Here is a 17,690-nt window from a genome sequence, read left to right on the forward strand (position 1 = left end):
AATTTCCCGCGGATCGTGGGCCGGGCCGAGGCCGGCCGTCGCACGCCCACTACCGCGCGGGCTGCCGCCGGTACACCATGGCCGCAGGTCCCCGCGTCCCGGTCCCGGTCTGACGTTCCCCGTCGGCTCCCGCCGATGACGCAAGAACAGCCGACCGGCGACGAGGATGAGGCAATGGTGCACGTACTGGGCAGCAGGATCCTGTTGCGACCCACCGATCCCGAGCGCTCCCGCGCCTTCTACGGCGAGATTCTCGGTCTCGCCGTCTACCGGGAGTTCGGCACCGGCCCCGAGCGGGGCACGGTGTACTTCCTCGGCGGCGGGTTCCTGGAGCTCTCGGGGCGCGCCCAGGAGCGCCCCGCGGGCGTGCGGATCTGGCTCCAGGTGGCGGACGTGCAGGCGGCGTACGAGGAGCTGTCCGGCCGGGGAGCGGATGTGGTGCGGCCTCCGGTGCGCGAGCCCTGGGGCCTGGACGAGATGTGGATCGCCGACCCGGACGGCGTGCGCATCGCCGTCGTGGAGGTCCCGGAGGATCACCCGCTGCGCTTCCGGCCCTGACCCGCGGGGGTCGGCAGGGCACTCGGTTGCCGGTACCGGTGTTTCCGTCCGTCCGTCCGGCGGCCCGGCCAGGCCGCCGGACGCGCGCGTGCCCCGGTCCGCGCGCAAGAGGCGCAGGCCGGGGCACGTGGTTCCGCGGCAGGGGACGGACGGTGCGGCCGGCGGTCAGCTCAGGGAGCTGAAGATGGACCAGCCGCCCGCGCCTACCACCCGTGACGGGCCGTCGACCGGGTTGGCACCGCCGGTCCCGCCCGCACCGCCCGCGTAGAAGAGCAGGTTGTAGACGCCCGCGGAGTCCACGGCAGTCGTCCACATGTCGGCGACGCCGTCGCCGTTTGCGTCGTGGGCGCCGGCCAGCAGGGGCCGGTTGGCGGTGCCATAGCCGCTGCCGTACTGGGTGCGGTCGTCGAAGGTGCCGATCGGACGGATGACCGTGCCGTTGGAGTCCTTACGGCCGTCTCCGCCGCGGTAGAGGTACAGGTGGTTGGTGTCGCGGTTGCGGGCGAGGAGGTCAGGGAAGCCGTCCTGGTCCGCGTCGCCGGCGGCCGTCAGGTCCATGGCGGCCCAGCTCTGGCTGCCGATCGTCACCGGTTCCTTCACGGACGGCACGGCGCCGGGCACGCCGTCGTAGCGGTACAGGGCGTCGCCGCGCTGGGCCACCAGGTCGGGGTAGCCGTCGCCGGTGATGTCGCCGACCCCGGTGATCCTGGCGTCCGTCTCCAGGGCGGTCTCCGTCAGTTTCGCGGGGGTGCCGAGCGCCGTTCCGCCCACGTTGGGGTAGAGGCGCAGTTCGGTACCGATGCGGGCGACGACGTCCTCGCGGCCGTCGCCGGTCCAATCGCCGCGGTGGGTGACCGAGGCTCCGGTCCAGTTGGTGCCCGTGCCGAAGGCGGTGTTCGGGCTGGTGTGGTCACCCGTGCCGTCGCCCGGGTACACGCGCAGGCCGCCGGCCTTCTCCACGGCGAGGAGGTCGGGGCGGGTGTCGCCGGTGAGGTCGCCGTAGGCCGGGGCGAGGCGGGCGATGACCGGGGCGTGGTCGGACCAGCCGTCGGGCAGGGTGTTCGGGACGTTCTTCGTGCGGTCCATCAGGTCGTGGGCGACCCGAATATTGACGAATCGATTCTTCTTCGAGGTGAAGATGTGGTCGATCCGGCTGGTGATCGGCGCCGTGGCGGCCACTCCCGGGGCCCATCCCTGGCGGGTGTGCTCGGTGCTGTCGGACCGGTACAGCCCTGCGTCGAAGAGCGGCTTCAAGGTGTCGTGGGTCTCGACGGCGTTGAGGTCGCCGCCGACGACCACCCCGGAGGCGAGGTCGCCGGAGAGCTCGTTCTTGATCATCTCGGACTGCTTCTTCCGGGCGTCGCCCACGTCGCCGGGCAGCAGGTGCGTGCTGCAGAGCTTGTCGGGCCAGCCCTCGAGGCGCCCACAGACCGCGGGCAGGTTCCGCGCGGCGTACCCGCCGGGAATGGACGCGTCGTCGTCATCGAGGGTGTCGAAGCGGTGCACGTCCTTGAGGGTGCCCTTGACCCCGATGATCACGCCGAGGTCGCCGCCGAGGTCCCCGCCGGCCAGCGAGTCGCGGCAGTGGGTCTCGTACCTGATGATGTTGCCCGCAGCATCCGTTTTCGGGCGGTTCCCCCGGGCGAAAGCGAACTGCCAGCCCGTGCCGAGTTCCTTCTCAAGGGCGGCGAGGTGGCTCAGGTCCTTGTTCCCCGAGGCCGGCAGACCGTCCCCGTAGCCGCAGGCCTCCTGCAGCAGCAGGACGTCCGCGGAGTGCTGGCGGGCCAGCGAGGCGATGGCGGCCGCCTTCTCGGGTACGTCGTTGCGGCGGGCACAGAAGCCCTCGTCCCCGCGCGACCCGCCCGCCTCGCCGCAGATGTTCCAGGAGATCACCCGCAGCTCGGTCCTGGGCGCCACCGGCCCCTCGACCGCGACCGTCTGCGGTGCCGACAGCAGCGAAGCCGCCACCGCCCCCGCGGCCAGCACTCCGCCGGCCGCCCACCCTCGTCTTCCCAATTCCATTGCCTCCCGGCCCCCTTGCCTCGCTCCGTGCGGGTGGGGCCGGGCCGGGCCTCGGCGCATGCGATCCGGGCACACGGCGGGCCGGCGAGCGGCCCCACCAGTGACGGCCGACATGCTACGTCCGGTGCGTCCACGACCGTCGGCGAGGTCACAGGATCCGGATGACGCCGGAGGCCGTACCACCGCAAAATGCTCCCGGGTGTCGGACATGCCCGTCTAGAGTCCCGGCAACGGTCCCGGACTGCGTGGGGGGCCATGGCGCGGCGGATGCGGGACGAGGCGTTTCGGGCCGGGCAGGAAGGGGGGCGGTACGCACCGCACATCCGCGCGGTCAACGAGCTGGTCGAGGTCCGTCAGTCCGCTGTGGCGGCGGTGTTTCTCTGAACCGGTATGCCGAAGCGCGACAGCTGTCACCAAGATCGGTGCTGACCTGCGGGATCTGCGAAGGTGGAGCGCTGTGGTTGTCACCGGATCGGCACTGCGCTGGGCACCAATCGTCGGGTCGGCACGGTCGGTGTAACTGATCACGCGGGGGTTTCAGCCGGCGAGGGGAGCGTCATCGATGGTCTGGCAGAACCGGCGGTCTCGCTCCGCCATCTGTGTCCGCGGACCGGCCGAGCGCAGGACGACGTCCAGGACCCGGTCAGGATCGGCTGCATAGCTGTTGCTGAACCACGCCATGTTCGCCTCGACCACCGCCCACCGGTCGGCGGTGCCGTGCTCGGGTGTGGCCAGGAGCCCGATGTCCACCACCACCGCGCTGGGCAGGCCGCCGCTGAAGGTGGCCAGGAGATCATCCGCGAACTCCAGGACAGCGCCTTCATGTCGGTGCCCGTCCAGCCGCTCGGCGTCGAGTCGGCCGAAGGTGGCGTACTGCGAACCCGTGCGGACCTCGCCGTCCAGGAGGTACAGGCGAAACTCCGCTGCCCAGGTCACCACGTCGCTGATCTGTACCGGCAGGTCCAGTGGCAGCTCCGGCCCTGTCGGGAGGCAACCCCCGCCGGCGTAGACAGCGGCCGGGAAGCTCTTGTCACTCGGCGGCTTGACGAACGCCGGTCGGTACAGAGAGCGCGCCTCGCCCAGCGTCGCCATGGCGATGTGCCGTCCGGTGTACTCGTAGGGCAGTGTGGTCAGCCAGTCGTCAGACGGCTCCAAGAGCGCGACCTCAAGGGCATCCACGACACGTGCCGCGAAAACGGGGCCGCCGTAGTAGTGGGCACCACGCCTTCCCATGGCGGTGCCGGCACCGCCATGGGCGGGAAGTACCTCTACGTCCATACCCCGCCGATGGGCCGACGTCGAGAGCAGCTCGGATGTCGTGGTGTACTGCGGCGCCAACGCCAGGAAACCATGCTTCGTCACGATCGCTGACGATGCCACCGATCCGGCCTGACAGTCCACGGCATTCCGGCCCGCACCTCTGTGCCGCCCAGCCGACGCGCTTCGGCTCAGCCATCCCTCCGCGGGTCGCGCACCGGAAAGCAGATCGCCACCGGCCAGGCCCCGCCCCCAACTGCGCCGAAGCAGAGCGGGTGACTTCGCAACCGCCCCGGGCTCGGGAGCAGGGAGACGGCCAACGACGTGCAGCGCGAGCGCCTCACCGAACCCGGCGTCACGCCGTCTGCGCGGGCCCGCACAGCCCCCGCGAGCGAACACGATCAGGGGCGTCGGCACGTCGGTGCCATACCGCCTTCTGCCAGCCGGTCCCCGAAGCTCTCTCCGGATACCGGGTTCCCTCCTCTCACCAACGCATGGCGCCGGTGGGGTCACAAGACGGTCACGCCGGGCAACCCCGCGCACACTCCGGTGGTCGAACTCTCGTAAACGCCGGGCGGCAGGGACGGGGAGCAGGGTGCGCGGGCGAACGCGGAGGATGGTGGTGGGGGTTCTGGCACTGGGCTGCCTGCTCGGGCTGACCGGTATGTTGCGGCTGACCGCCGACGAGCACGGGGCGAGCCGGCCACCGCGCGGCGGGAGTGGCGAAATGCGGCAGGAGCTGCGGCTCACGTCGCCCCACCACGAGCCGGTGTACTTCACGGGCAGCACCAAGCGGGACCAGCCGTTCTACGTGACGGTGCTCAAGGTGGAGGGTCCGCGCGGGGCCGTGGCCCGTCACGTGACCGCGGACTTCGACTTCACGTCTCTGCGCGACAAGGTCGTGGTGCACCGGGAGTCCAACTGCACACTCCGCAGCTGGATCCTCCGCTGCGGCTTCCGGTCCTTGGCAGCGGGCCCACCCCGTCGGCTGCCGTTGTTCCGCCTCACCACGGCCGAAGGAGTCGGGGCGGGGTTCAGCGCGCCCTTCACGATGCGGGTCGGCAGCCGGGATGCGGGCGGGTTCACCGCGGAGACCACTGTGCGCACCGGCATACCAGACCTGCGCGTGCAGGACCGGCCTCAGCAGAAGCCCCTCCCGCCGTTCGTCGGCAAACCCCCGGCCTTCAGCCCGGACTTCGCCAACACCGGCGACGACGCCTCGCCCGAGGGCGTGGTCCCCTCTCTGCGCCTGGCCCCCCTCGGCAGCAGGGTCACCCTGCCGATACCTTCACCAACTGCTTCTACTCCCCCGACCGCGTCCAGGCGTACCGCGAGTTCCCGACACCGATCGAGGCCGGCGGGACCTACACGATCTCCGAGCCCTTCGAGCCGCGCAACGACGCGCGGCAGGTCGACGGAAGGTACGTCTGCGAGGTCTGCCCGCTCGGCCGCGTGTCCCGGAGCTTCCAGGACGTCGGCCGATCCGGGAACGTGCGGACCGTCGAAGACCTCGGCCTCCCCCCTCACGCCTCCGACTACCGCACCCGGTTCGCCCGCGGCCACGGACACGAGCTCGCCCTGACCCGGGCGGACGGGGAAACCGCCCACGACCGCCACGGCGGCGAGCTGCGCTTCGCGACCGAAAAGAGGGAACGGCCGCCGCCGACCCGGACACCGGCACCGGCACCGGCACCGGCACCGGCACCGGCAAGTGGGCGGCGCCCGGCGCAGGAGGAGCAGTAGTCCTGCTCTGCGTCGGTGCCGCACGTCAGACCACTGTGACCGGATGGCGCACCACTGCGTCGAAGAAGTAGCCCTGCGTGTTGTAGACCGCCGTCTCGGGCTGCGTCCGTCCGGTCGCGTCGGTCGCCCGGGCGAGCAAGGACGTATCACCTGTTGCCCGAGGGGTCCACGGTAGCGACCAGCGCACCCACCCGCCCCTGCGCGGGGTGTCGTGCAGCCTGGCCGGCAGCCAGTCGTTGCCGCCGTCGGTACTGACCTCGATCCGGGTGACGGGAGCTGCGGCAGACCAGGAACGGCCGGTCAGCAGCCGAGTCCTGTGTACGGGAACGACGGCTCCCAGCTCCAGCTCGAAGGCGCTCTTGAGCGGGGGCCGGGTCAGGGGCATGCTGCCGCCCGCCGGATACTCAGGCCCGAACAGCCGGTACGTGTCGGTGTTCCACGGCGAATACAGCGGCTCGGCGCTCACTTCGATGTCCCCGACCCATTTGACGGACGAAATGCCGACCCACTCCGGTACGACGAGGCGGACCGGGCCGCCGTGGTCGGGCGGCAGCGGCTGCCCGTTCATCTCGTAGGCGAGCAGTACGTCGTCCAGCGCCTTCGCGACCGGCAGCGGGCGCCGCACCCGGCCCAGGTTGATCCCGTTCGCGATCACCTCGTCATCAAGCCCGCGCGGCATGACGTCTACGGCTCCGGAGGTCACGCCTGCCAGGCGCAACACGTCCGACAGGCGTGCGCCTCGCCAGCGCGCGACGCCGATCGCACCCAGGGTCCAGGGAGTCCCGGTGACCGGCTGGCCCTGCTGCGTGGCGTAGAAGTTCCGGCCGTTGCCCGCGCACTCGATGAACAGCGTCCGCTCGACTGCCCGTAAGCCCCGCAGCCGCTTGAAGGAGAACTCGACCGGACCACCGGCGAGCCCGTCGCCCCACACCGTCAGCCGCCACGCGCGGGCATCGACCCGAGGGGTGGAGGTGTGGTTGCGCACGAAGAAGCGGTCGATCGGGGTGAGTGGTCCTGTGCCTCGCAACGCAGCAAAGTTCGTCTCTGCGTTGGTGCCGCGGAGGGTGAACAGCTCGGGCGGCAGCGGCTTGACGATGCCGGGCATCGCGGCCTCCGGTGCCGGCGCCGCGACGGCCGAGGCCGTTCCGCCGGCGGATACCCCCAGCGATCCGGCCGCGATCCCTGCCGTGAACAGCTTGAGCAGGTCGCGACGGTCCACGCCGGCGGAGCGGGCACGACCGTGCGCCCACTGCAACAGACGCGTGCGGTCGTACTGGATCTCGTCCGACAGATCGAGGGTCATGGCAGGACACTCCTTGGTCGTGATTCCCGGAGGACCGTGGCGGCACGGGGCAAGCCGTGGAAACCTTCCCGTGGTGCTGGTCACAAACCTGAAACACTCCCACAAAGGCTGAATTGCACTGTTCGTGGAATCTCGGCGATGTCCGTTCCGGCCCGAAACCAGGTGGATCCACGATCCCACTTCCTCGGGGGTGCCTCGTCGCCCACGCCGGGCTCGCGCCGCCGGGCGTGATCGACAAGACACCGTCGGACTCCTGCGGACCTGACACGCGAGACAGGCCCCGGGACCACCGGCCCTACAGGGCCTTGTCCAAGGCCTGCTCCAGGTCCTGCCACAGGTCCTCGACGTGCTCGATTCCGACCGAGACGCGGACCGTCCCCGGGCCGATGCCCGCCGCTGCGAGAGCCTCGGCGTCGAGCTGGCGGTGGGAGGTGGATGCCGGGTGCATGACGAGGGTCTTCACGTCGCCGAGCGAGGCGCTGAGCGAGGCCACCCGGACCGCCTCGACGAAGATCCGGCCGGCCTCGCGGCCGCCCGCGAGGTCGAAGGAGACGACCCCGCCGCCGCCCCGGGGCAGCAACCGCGCCGCCACCTCGTGGTCGGGGTGCGACGCAAGGGCGGGGTGGCGGACGGCGGCGACCGCCGGGTGGGCGGCGAGCCGCGCGGCGAGCTCTGCGGCGTTGGCACACTGCCGCTCGATGCGCAGCGGCAGCGTCTGCAGGCCGCGCAGGGTCAGCCAGGCGGCAAACGGGTCGGTGGTGGCGCCCTGCTCGACGGCGTAATGGCGGATGCGGCGGTACAACTCCTCGTCCTTGAAGACGGCGATGCCGCCGAGGACGTCGGCGTGGCCGGCGAGGTACTTGGTCGCCGAGTGCACGACGATGTCGGCGCCGTACTCGATCGGCCGGCACAGCAGCGGCGAGGCGAAGGTGTTGTCGACGGCGGTCGGGACACCCGCCTCGCGGGCAGCGTCGATCAGGGCGGGCAGGTCGGAGACCCGGGTGGTCGGGTTGGCGATGGTCTCCAGGTAGAGGAGCCGGGTCTCGGGGCGCAGCGCGGCCCGCACCTCGTCGGGGTCGGTGCCGGAAACGTAGGTGACTTCGACGCCCCAGCGGGCGGTGAGGTCGGCGAGCAGGGCGTACGTGCCGCCGTACAGGCAGCGCTGGGCGACCATGTGGCCGCCGCTGGCGAGCAGTCCGAGCAGGACGCCGTTGATGGCGCCCATCCCGGAGGCGTAGGAGAGCGCAGCCGCACCGCCCTCCAGGCGGGCGACGGCGGTCTCCAGGGCGCGGACGGTGGGGTTGCCCATACGGCTGTAGACGAAGGTGTCGGTCGAGTGGAAGGCCTCCGCCATGGCTTCGGCGGTCTCGAACGCGAAGACGTGCCCTTGGTGGAGCGGGGTGCCGAGCGGCCTGCTGCCCCGGATCTCCGGCTGCGGGGAGTGGACGGCGAGGGTCTCGGGGCGATGAGCCGCGGCCGGGGGTCGCGGGTCGGCGCAGGGCCGCGCATCGGGGGAAGGGTGCGGGGCAACGGAAGCGTGCATGTCGGCGCTCATGACGTCCAGTCTGCGGACGGGGGGCTTGCGGACACAGGGCCAATCCCGGCAGATTGGTCTGCCGATGGAGCCAATCACGCTGGACGACCTCGTCGCACGGCTCGGCCGCTGGTCGGCCGGCCGGGGGCCGCTGTACCTCCTCCTTGCCGCCCGGATACGGCAGTTGGCCGACGAGGGCCTGCTACCGCCGGGCACCCCGCTGCCGCCGGACCGGCGGCTGGCCGCCGCGCTCGCGGTGGGGCGCACGACGGTGGTGTCGGCGTACGAGACGCTGCGCCAGGAAGGGCGTCTGGTACGCCGTCAGGGCAGTGGTACGCGCGTGGCACCGGCGGTCCTCGCGCCGGCGGAAACGCGGGTGACGGAGACCTCCAACCCGATGTTCCTGCACCTCCTCGAGCCGTCCGGCCAGGACGGTGTGATCCTCCTGAGCTGCGCCGCGCCCGTCGGCCCACCGCCCGAACTCTCCGAGGCGTACGGGCGGCTCGTACTCCCGGGCGACGACATGGGCTACCACCCGGCCGGCCTGCCCGCCCTGCGCGAGGCGGTCGCGCGGCGCTACGAGCGGCGGGGCGTGCCGACCTCCGCGGCGCAGGTCCTGATCACCAACGGCGCCCAGCAGGCCATCGCCCTGCTCACCCGGCTGCTGCTCGCGCCCGGTGACGGGGTACTCGTGGAGGCGCCGACCTACCCCGGTGCGCTCGACCTGTTCCGGGAGGCGGCGGCGGTGCCGTATCCGGTTCGGGTGGGGCCGGAAGGTCTCGACGTCGCGGAGGCGGTCCGGGTGATGAAACGTCACCGCCCCGCCCTCGCCTACGTGAACCCGCGCTTCCACAATCCGACGGGCGCCGTCCTGCCCCCGATGCCTGCGCGGCGCCTGGTGGAGGCGGCGGAGGCGTTCAGGGTGACGCTGGTCGACGACGAGGTGCTCACCGATCTCGGCTTCGGCGACGTCCCGGAACAGCCGCCGCTGTCCTCGTACGGCTCCGAGGTGATCAGCGTCGGCTCGCTCAGCAAGGCGGTCTGGGCCGGCCTGCGGATCGGCTGGGTCCGGGGGCCGGCCCCGCTGGTGGCCCGGCTGGCCCGGCTGAAGGCCATCCATGATCTGGGCAGCGACGTTCCGGCGCAGCTGGTCGCAGTCCGGCTGCTGGACGGCTACGGGCCGCTGCTGCGCCGCCGGGTGCAGGAGCTGCGGGCAGGCCACGACCGGCTGCGCGCAGAGCTCGCCCGCCGGCTGCCCTCGTGGAGCTGCCCGCCGGCCGGGGGCGGCCAGACGCTGTGGGTACGGCTCCCGTGCGGCGACGGGGTCGCCTTCGCGCAGGTCGCGCTGCGCCACCGGGTGGCCGTGCTGCCCGGCTCGGCGATGGATGCCCTCGGCGGCAGCACGCGCATGCTGCGACTGCACTTCCTGCTGCCGCCGGACGTGCTGTCGGAAGCGGTGCGCAGACTGGCGGGGGCCTGGGCCGAGTACGCACCCGATCCCAAGGTCCGGACCGCCGCCCTGAACGCGATCACTGTGTGAGCAAGCCCGTTGCGCACAGCACCGCGGCCGATGCGGGGAGGCGTCGCGCGGTCGTTGTTCCCACTGCCGTGCGGGGGGGAACCGGGGGTGGCGGTCAAGCCGACGGCCAGGGTCATGCGCCGGGGGGCCGACAGGAGGATCGCGGCCTGTGCCATGGCCTCCCGTCCCGTGGTCCCGGGGAACCACGGGGTGCCGTAGCCGAGGTCTTCGATCACGGCGGCTGCGTTGCGGACCGCGGGTGCGGAGAGGCGGTCGAAGTCCCCCGCCCAGATCCCGATGCGCCCGAGGCCGTGGCGGCAGGCGATCACGCGTCCTGCCCTGCGGTGCGCGCGGAGTCCGGGAACGCGGCGATCCGGGACGCACCGGTTCGCTCCAGCCAGGTGCCGAAGTCCATCGCGGCGGGGTGGATCTCGAGGAGCAACAGCGACATGCCGGCCCGCCATGCGCGGCCGCTGTCCGCAGCCCGGGGTCGCCCCCGGTCGACAGGGCGAGGTCGAGTGAGCGCGCCTTCGGCGAAGCGGCCCCGCAGGAACCAGAACCAGGCGGTTGCGTTCACCAGCCTAAGCGCCGTATCCGCGCTGTCCCTCCGGACGGCGTGCGTGAGGGCAGCGCGCAGATTGGCGGCCTCGGCGTCCATGCGCTCCAGCCAGAGCCGCTGCTGGTGGCCCCGCAGCCGGGGATCGGCATGTTCGGCGAAGTCGACGTAGCAGGTGAGGTGGCGGTCGCGCACCCGCTGTTCGTCGCCCGACTCGACGAGCCGCTCCAGGCAGTAGGCCGCGACCGACTCCAGCAGCCGGTAGCGGCCGTTGCGGTGGACGACCAGGGAACGGTCGACCAGCCGTCCGAGCAGGCCGAGGACCTCCTCGGTCCGCACGCCCTCGCCCGCGCACACCGCCTCGGCGGTGGCCGAACGCGCCGTCGACGCCGGCGTCCATGACCTGTGGGGGTGGATCACCCCGGAGATCCACCCCCACAGGGCCGGCCGGCCGGCCCCGCAAGCCGGTCAGGAGACCCCGCCTAGCTGCCCGCTCCGGTCCAGAACCGACGCGGTGCGAAGCCCTCGCGCCGCAGCCAGTGCTCGGTGTAGACGATCCGTTCGGCCTCGATCACGACGAGCGGCCCCGGCGGCGGTTCGTCGAGGGAACGCGACCGTTCGACATGGTCGGACTGCCAGCGGAATGCCCTCCAGCAGCGATCGGAACGGGGCGTGCCCGGGTCTGTCAGCTTGTCGGCAGGCAGCTCAACTCCAGCGCGACGAATCCGGGCCGGCCGCCGGTGTCGTCGTACTGGCGGCGCTGCGCGTCGTCCACGTGGACCGGCCCCATCCGGTGCAGGCCGCGACCGCGGCCCGCCGTGAAGCCGTGGGCAGGGGGGCTTGGCCGATCGGGTCCGGCGGCCTACCCTCTGAAGGCATTATTCAACTTGTTGCAAAAACAGGGGGACCCGTGCACCCGTTCCGCACCGCCGTCGAGAACCGGGACGTCGCCGCGATCGAGGAACTCCTCGCCGACGAGGTCGTCTTCACAAGCCCGGTGGCTTTCAAGCCGTACGCCGGGAAGCCCGTCACCGCGGCGATCCTGCGCGCGGTGATGCGCGTCTTCGAGGACTTCCGGTACGTCCGCGAGATCGGGAACCCCGACAGCCGCGACCACGCTCTCGTCTTCACCGCCACCGTGGCCGGCAAGCAGATCCAGGGCTGCGACTTCCTCCACTTCGACGACGAGGGACGGATCGACGAGTTCACCGTCATGGTCCGCCCCCTCACCGCCGCCCAGGCGCTGGCCGAGGCCATGGGCGCCCAGTTCGAACGGATCGCCCGGGAAGCCGCAGCGGCCACAGAGGCCACCACGGGCTGACTCCGGGAACACTCGTCACCGCCCGGCCCCCCGAGGCCGACGGCAGGCGCTCCGGTCCGCTCGCTCAGCCGATGGGGACGACGCGCGCCCAGGCGGGCGGGGCCTCGGGGGTGTAGTCCGGGTCGTCCTCGGTCACGGCTCGGGCGGGACGGGGGAAGAGGCCGACGACCGTGCGGCAGGGCGGCTGCGCCGAGGGCCAGGGCGTCTGTCCGTCCGTCAGGGCGACGATCACGTCCGGGCGGGGACGGGACCGGAGCGCCCGGGCGAAGCCGGACCGCAGGTCCGTACCGCCGCCGCCGATCAGTTCGAGGTTCTCGGCACGGCACAGCGGTACGGCGACCCCCGCCGCCGCGTCGCAGGAGATCACCGAGACCAGGTCGCGCCGCCCGCCCACCGCCCGCGAGATCGCCGCCACCTCCAGCAGCGCGCTGCCCAGCTCGGCGTCGCTCACCGACCCGGAGGTGTCGATCACGACGCATACCCGGGGCGGCATCCGGCGCAGGCTCGGCAGCACGACGCCGGGGACTCCGGCGGAGCGGCGGGACGGGCGCCGGTAGCTGTGGTCCTCACCCGCCCCCGGCGCGCCCGCGGCCGCGCGGACCGCCGCGCCGAGCAACTGCCGCCACGGCTGCGGAGGGTGGAACGCCTCGTCCGCCCACCGCCGCCACCCCTCCGGAGCCTCCCCCGGCCGGCCGGTGATCGCGTCGGCCACCCGGAAGCGCACGGCGTCCCGCTGCTGCCGGCTCAGCCCGTGCGCCCCCTCGGGCCCCAGCTCCCAGGGCCGCGCGTGCCCGTCGGCACCGCTGCCGCAGTCCAGCCAGGCCAGCCGCGGAGTGCGGCCCGCCATCGAGAACCGCCGCAGGTACTCCTCCATCAGCAGCCCGTCGGGCAGGCCCAGCATCGCCGGGCGCACCGCCCCCGCCGGCATCGCCAGGCCGTCGCCGTAGATGTCGTCGTTGATCTCGAAGTCGGCCGCGACGTTCTGCCGCAGCCGCTGCCCCGGACCTCGTTCCCCGTGCTCACGCGCGTACCGCTCGCTCCGCCCGTGATGGTCCCGGAGCAGGTGGGAGACCTCGTGCACCCAGACGCCCGCCAGCTCCTCCAGCGGTGTGCTCGCCACGAAGTACGGGGAGACGTAGCAGCGCCAGTACGCGTCCACCGCCATGGTCGGCACGGACCGGTCCTCCACCACGTGCAGCGCGAAGAGCGCACCGGCGAGGTACGGGCGGACCGCGACCGCGTGCAGCCGGGCGGCCAGCAGCTTGTCCATGTCCAGAGGGATGACGGGGCCGGCCGGCGGCCCGGGGACGGCGGCCCGCACCGGCCGCGGAGGCGGGGGCGGCGACATCGGGCGCGGCAGTGGGCGCGGCATCGGCTTCTTCAGGGCCCCGGTCATGCGCGCCCACCGGTCGTGCTCTTGGCTCCGGCGGCCGCGGCAGTGCGGGCCACCGAGTCCTCCGCCCGCCGGGCGAGGCCGACCACCGCGGCGAGCCGCTCCACCGCCTCCGGGACCTCCCAGCCGTCGCGCCGCAGCGCGGCCAGCGCCTTCGCCGGTCCGACCAGGAGATCCGGTGCGCCGGTCTCCAGCGCCCTGACCAGCACCGCCCAGCCCGCCTCCCAGCGCTCCCGTTCCGGGCGCGCCCCGACGGCGGCCACCACCGCTTCCAGCGCCGCCTGGCGCAGGTCGCCGCGCTCCGGCAGTTCGGCGGCGGCCGGATCGGCCAGCAGCAAGTCCGGGTCGGGCAGCTCCATCCGGTCGATGTGGGCCAGCAGTTCGAGGCCGGGCCCGTCCCCGACCGCACCCCGGACCAGCAGCGCCAGCACGTCCCGGGAGACGGAAGCCGCCGTGCCGAAGGCGAGCAGGGTCATCGCCGCCTCCCAGCTGCGGGGCGAGGGCCAGGCGCCACCGCGCCGCGTCTCGGTAGTCGGCAGCCGGTGGATCAGTGTCGGCCGGGCGCTCAGGAAGCCGCACACCGCGCGACGGGCGAACGCCACCGCGTCCGGCAGCCCCTCGGGGTCCAGCCGGGGCAGCTCCGCACGCGGCCAGACCCCGCCGAGACCGCGCACCACCACGTCCCGGTCGTGCACCCAGTACAGGTGCACGAACCGGTTCGCCAGCGGCGGGCTCAGCTCCCAGCCGTCCGCAGCGGACGCGCGCGGATTGGCGGCGGCCACGATCCGTACACCGGGCGGCAGTTGCAGCGCGCCGACCTTCCGCTCGAGGACGACCCGCAGCAGCGCGGCCTGGACGGCCGGGGTGGCGGTGGACAGCTCGTCCAGGAAGAGCAGCCCCCGCCCGGCGCGCACCAGCTCCACGGCCCACTGCGGCGGGGCCATGGGCACCCCGTTCGCCGCCGGGTCCTCGCCCACGATGGGCAGCCCGGAGAAGTCGGTCGGCTCGTGGACGCTGGCGATCACCGTCGTCAGCGGCAGGCCGAGGGAGGCAGCGAGCTGGGTCAGCGCGGCGGTCTTGCCGATGCCGGGCTCACCCCAGAGCAGTACGGGCAGGTCCGCCGCGACGGCCAGGGTGAGCGCCTCCAGCTGCTCGTCGGGGCGCGGCTCGGTGGTGGTCGTGCGCAAGAGGGCCAGGAGGTCTTCGGAGAGGGCGAGCTGGGTGGGGTCGGCCGGGAGCGGTGCGGGCATGGCGAGGATGGTGCTGGAGGTCACGGGCATCACCTGGGTGGGTTCGCGGACGGGAGGCCCGTCCTGGATGTCGTCGTCGTTCAGCGGCGTACGGCGCGGTACGCGCGGTACGCGGTGGGGATTCGGGGCGGCGAGCCGGGCGTCCGCTCAGCAGGGTCGAGCGGGCGGCGGCGAGCTGCTCGGCCACCGGAGTCGGCCTGCCTGGGGCAGGCAGGCGCGCGATATCAGGGTTCGGCCGCCCGGGGACGAGGGCGGCCCGGGGGCGGGGTCGGTGTGAAGCGGGGTCGGTCTGAGGCCGGGCCGGTCTGAGGCCGGGCCGGTCTGAGGCCGTTCGGCCAACCGGCCCCCGGACGGCGGGCCCTGCGGGGCTTCAGCTCTGCAGGCCGGTCCGGGGACGGGCACGGCTGCCGTGCTTGCGGAGCAACTCCCGCGGCAGACGGCGGTCCGGCCGTGGCCGGTGGCCGGTGTCCCCCACCGCAACCGAGGCCGGGTGCACCGGTACCAGCCCCGAGCGGAAGAGCCCGTGGTCGAGGCGGCCGGCCACCGCAGTCTCCAGGGCGTCCCGCAGGGGCCCTTCGCGCAGGACCGCTCCGGGACCGAGCAGCCCTTCCACCACGGCCAGGGCCCCGGCCACGTCCCCGTGGCCGAGCCGCTCACGGACCGCGGGCAGCGCATCGGGGCTGCGGTGCACCGTGTCGATCGCCCGCAGGCAGGGCAGCCCCGGCCCCCCGAGCGCCATGAGCAGTTCCTCACGGGCCAGTTGGGCCGGGTCGTGGTCGACCGCGGTCAGCACCCCGTTGCGCAGCGCGATCCGGTGGACCTCCCCCAGGCACTCGATCCGGTGCGGATCCGTGGATCCGGGGGCCGCGCCGGACGAGGGCGTTCCGGGGCGGGACACCGTCACCGGAGCGGAGGCCGGAACCGCGCCCCGGCCGGGACCGGCTGCCGCCCCCGGCCTCGCGGCTTCCGACGAGCCCGAAGGACCCGCGAGTCCGGAGGCCGACAGCGCCGACGCGACCAGTGGGTGCAGCCGTTCGGCGCGGAGCAGGCCGGCCCGCAGCAGCTCCAGGTCCGGAAGCGTCCGCGCCGCGGCCTCCGGCAGCGCCGGGAGCGCCGCGATCTCCTGCGGCGGCAGCACCTCCCGTGCCCGGCGGAGGGCCGGGACATGACTGTCGTCGGGGGCGACGAGTTCGAGCACGAGGTGGCTGCGCGCACCGAGCCGCACGGTGAGGGACCCGCGAGGGCGGCCCTCGGCCTGCAGGAGCAGCTCCGCCTCGGCGGCCCAGTGGTCCGGCGGCCACGAGAGGCCGTGGCCGGCAGGCCGGTACGGTGCGTCCGCGGCGCACCTCTTCGCCAGTTCGGCGCTGCGCGTGCCGTCCCAGAGGTGGCGGTGCAGGTCGAGCCGGAAGCGCCGGTCGGGGTGCGGGTGCGGATGGTGCCCGGGTGTTCCGTCCCGGGACTCCTCCCAGAGCTCCAGGGACATCCGCTGGCCGGCGTCCGCCCAGGCCGGCGGGGTCCGCACAACGAGCTGCGGTGTCGCAGGGCCCGGTCCGCCGTAGCGGGCCAGCGAAAGGGTGAGGCCGGGCCGGAGCCGCCCGTCGGGGGCGATCCGGGGCATGTGCCAGCGCAGCAGATCGGGCGCCAGCCGGCGCAGATCGGCCCGGAGGCGGGTGACGAGGTCGGTGCCGTGGCGGTCGCGCACGGCGCGCAGATCGAGATCGACGTCGATCCGGGCGACGGCGCAGGCTCCGGCCCAGTCACCGGCCATACGGCGCGCGGTCGCGTTCTCGATCATGGACGGTGGCACGGCGTACTCGCGTACGCGCTGCCACATCAGCAGGCGGGCGGGAATCGGTTCCGCGAAGTGAAGTGCCATCAGCACTCACCTTGCGCGGACGATTCCCCCATTCCGGAAGAGGAGAAGTTCTTCATCACCGGCATCATAGGCACCTCCCGGATGATCTGTCAGCCACGAAACCACGAGGTCCCGTGCCCGTGACATCAACTCCGCCACTCACGGGGGACTCTGAGGTCCTATCAGGGCTGGAGGAAGAGCCGGGGCCCGTGCCGGATGCACCCGTCGATAAGCCGTGCGCCGGATGCGGGAGTCGGCGGAGATCCAGAGCCGGCAGTTGACAACGTTTCGGTTTCGCACGTGGCCACAACCGCCCCGGAGGCCCCCACAAGAGGAGGGCAACCCGGCCGCCCCCGGCAACCAGGCCCGCTTCATCGCCCACGAGACGCACTGGCTGCGCCCGGACTTCCAGATCTGGAACCTCAACCACGAGTACACCCACTGCCTCGACGGCCGCCACAACACGGCCGGCGATTTCGAGGCCGGCCTGACCACGCCGACCATCCGGTGGGTCGAGGGCATCGCCGAGAACATCTCGTACGGCTACCGGGGCGAGCGCAACGCCGACGCGATCGGCGAGGCCGGCAAGAAGACGTACAGGCTCAGCGACCTGTTCGACACCGTGTACAACCAGGACGGGGACCCCGAGGTCAACTCGAACCGGGTCTACCGCTGGGGGTTCCTCACGGTCCGCCACATGCTCCAGGCGCACCCTGCCGACGTCGAGACCGTACTCGGCAAGTACCGCGCCGGTGACTGGAACGGTGCCCGCACCTTCCTCAAGCAGACCATCGGCACCCGCTACGACGCCGGCTTCGCCACCTGGCTGACGACCGCCTGCGCGACCAACGACTGCGGCCCCCCGCCGGAGGCCCCGTCCACCCCGCTGTGCACCGACAGCGACCCCCGTCAGTTCGACAAGAACTGCCGCCGGGACGGTCTCGCGGCCACCACCGGCAACTACAGCTACCACTTCGTGTACCTGCCGGCAGGCGTCAAGCAACTGACCGTCACCAGTAGCGGCGGCACGGGAAACGCCGACCTGTACTACGGCGGCAGCAACTGGGCAGGGCGGGCACCACGGCGGTCTTCATGCCACCGGCCATCCGGACAAGGAATGCAGACTCCGATCCGCCTATTTCCTTTGATTCCTGAGTGATTGCGCCGTCCGGGTGCGCCTCTCCATGGTGCATAAACCGTGACACTCGGTGAGATTCGGGCGCCCCCGGGGTGACTCGCCCCATAGGGCCCAGATCACATACGAACTGGCATAGTAGTCCTCGAGGGTGCCCCATTTATCCCCCTCTTAGGGCCCTGAGCTGGGCAGATCCCCTTCGGACCGGCGGCGGGCCGAGGGGCCCCGGCTGCGAAGACCACTA

13 protein-coding genes and 1 pseudogene are annotated in these 17,690 nt (G+C 72.8%); 5 read left to right on the forward strand and 9 right to left on the reverse strand.

Annotated features, from left to right (window positions below; translation table 11 throughout):
- Nucleotides 1-174 precede the first annotated feature (174 nt).
- A complete protein-coding gene (locus tag ACZ7H1_RS19685) occupies nt 175-558 on the forward strand; it encodes a VOC family protein (protein ID WP_470788183.1) in 384 nt (127 codons plus the stop codon).
- A gap of 165 nt (nt 559-723) precedes the next feature.
- On the opposite strand, the gene ACZ7H1_RS19690 is transcribed toward ACZ7H1_RS19685, so the two are convergent.
- Together ACZ7H1_RS19690 and ACZ7H1_RS19695 are read right to left on the reverse strand one after the other, a co-directional pair.
- Entirely contained in the window at nt 724-2,580 is a 1,857-nt protein-coding gene (locus tag ACZ7H1_RS19690; RefSeq protein WP_470788184.1) for an FG-GAP-like repeat-containing protein, read from the reverse strand.
- Between the two features lie 537 nt (nt 2,581-3,117).
- Nucleotides 3,118-3,945: an ATP-grasp domain-containing protein gene (locus ACZ7H1_RS19695; protein ID WP_470788216.1), complete on the reverse strand. Its 828-nt coding sequence runs from the start codon at nt 3,943-3,945 to the stop codon at nt 3,118-3,120.
- A 1,344-nt stretch (nt 3,946-5,289) separates the two neighbouring features.
- On the opposite strand from ACZ7H1_RS19695, the gene ACZ7H1_RS19700 reads away from it, so the two are divergent.
- Nucleotides 5,290-5,580 (forward strand): hypothetical protein, encoded by a 291-nt coding sequence (locus tag ACZ7H1_RS19700; RefSeq protein ID WP_470788185.1) that lies wholly within the window; start codon nt 5,290-5,292, stop codon nt 5,578-5,580.
- Nucleotides 5,581-5,605: 25 nt separating this feature from the next.
- Here the strand turns inward: ACZ7H1_RS19700 and ACZ7H1_RS19705 are convergent, their stop codons facing one another.
- Both ACZ7H1_RS19705 and ACZ7H1_RS19710 read right to left on the reverse strand, forming a co-directional pair.
- Nucleotides 5,606-6,883, reverse strand: a complete 1,278-nt coding sequence (locus tag ACZ7H1_RS19705) for a sulfite oxidase (protein WP_470788187.1) — start codon at nt 6,881-6,883, stop codon at nt 5,606-5,608.
- Nucleotides 6,884-7,178: 295 nt separating this feature from the next.
- Nucleotides 7,179-8,438, reverse strand: a complete 1,260-nt coding sequence (locus ACZ7H1_RS19710; RefSeq protein WP_470788188.1) for a trans-sulfuration enzyme family protein — start codon at nt 8,436-8,438, stop codon at nt 7,179-7,181.
- Between the two features lie 64 nt (nt 8,439-8,502).
- Between ACZ7H1_RS19710 and ACZ7H1_RS19715 the strand changes: the two genes are divergently transcribed.
- A complete protein-coding gene (locus ACZ7H1_RS19715) occupies nt 8,503-9,957 on the forward strand; it encodes an aminotransferase-like domain-containing protein (protein ID WP_470788189.1) in 1,455 nt (484 codons plus the stop codon).
- A 304-nt stretch (nt 9,958-10,261) separates the two neighbouring features.
- Here the strand turns inward: ACZ7H1_RS19715 and ACZ7H1_RS19720 are convergent, their stop codons facing one another.
- Both ACZ7H1_RS19720 and ACZ7H1_RS19725 read right to left on the reverse strand, forming a co-directional pair.
- Nucleotides 10,262-10,912, reverse strand: coding sequence for a hypothetical protein (locus ACZ7H1_RS19720; RefSeq protein WP_470788191.1), 651 nt, complete (start codon nt 10,910-10,912; stop codon nt 10,262-10,264).
- A 62-nt stretch (nt 10,913-10,974) separates the two neighbouring features.
- A pseudogene (locus ACZ7H1_RS19725) lies at nt 10,975-11,145 on the reverse strand (pyridoxamine 5'-phosphate oxidase family protein); the annotation flags it as partial.
- A gap of 257 nt (nt 11,146-11,402) precedes the next feature.
- Here ACZ7H1_RS19725 and ACZ7H1_RS19730 point away from each other — a divergent pair.
- Nucleotides 11,403-11,813: a nuclear transport factor 2 family protein gene (locus ACZ7H1_RS19730; protein ID WP_470788193.1), complete on the forward strand. Its 411-nt coding sequence runs from the start codon at nt 11,403-11,405 to the stop codon at nt 11,811-11,813.
- A gap of 64 nt (nt 11,814-11,877) precedes the next feature.
- Here the strand turns inward: ACZ7H1_RS19730 and ACZ7H1_RS19735 are convergent, their stop codons facing one another.
- From ACZ7H1_RS19735 to ACZ7H1_RS19745, 3 genes are all read right to left on the reverse strand, one after another.
- Nucleotides 11,878-13,083 (reverse strand): vWA domain-containing protein, encoded by a 1,206-nt coding sequence (locus ACZ7H1_RS19735; protein WP_470788195.1) that lies wholly within the window; start codon nt 13,081-13,083, stop codon nt 11,878-11,880.
- 122 nt (nt 13,084-13,205) lie between these two features.
- The gene (locus ACZ7H1_RS19740) at nt 13,206-14,456 is read right to left on the reverse strand and encodes an AAA family ATPase (protein ID WP_470788217.1); all 1,251 of its coding nucleotides are present in this window, start codon (nt 14,454-14,456) and stop codon (nt 13,206-13,208) included.
- A 370-nt stretch (nt 14,457-14,826) separates the two neighbouring features.
- A complete protein-coding gene (locus ACZ7H1_RS19745) occupies nt 14,827-16,332 on the reverse strand; it encodes a hypothetical protein (protein WP_470788196.1) in 1,506 nt (501 codons plus the stop codon).
- A gap of 256 nt (nt 16,333-16,588) precedes the next feature.
- Here ACZ7H1_RS19745 and ACZ7H1_RS19750 point away from each other — a divergent pair, with 256 nt between their 5' ends.
- Nucleotides 16,589-17,470, forward strand: coding sequence for a collagenase (locus tag ACZ7H1_RS19750; protein WP_470788198.1), 882 nt, complete (start codon nt 16,589-16,591; stop codon nt 17,468-17,470).
- Nucleotides 17,471-17,690: the final 220 nt, after the last annotated feature.

Source organism: Streptomyces sp. NPDC037401 (assembly GCF_055602345.1).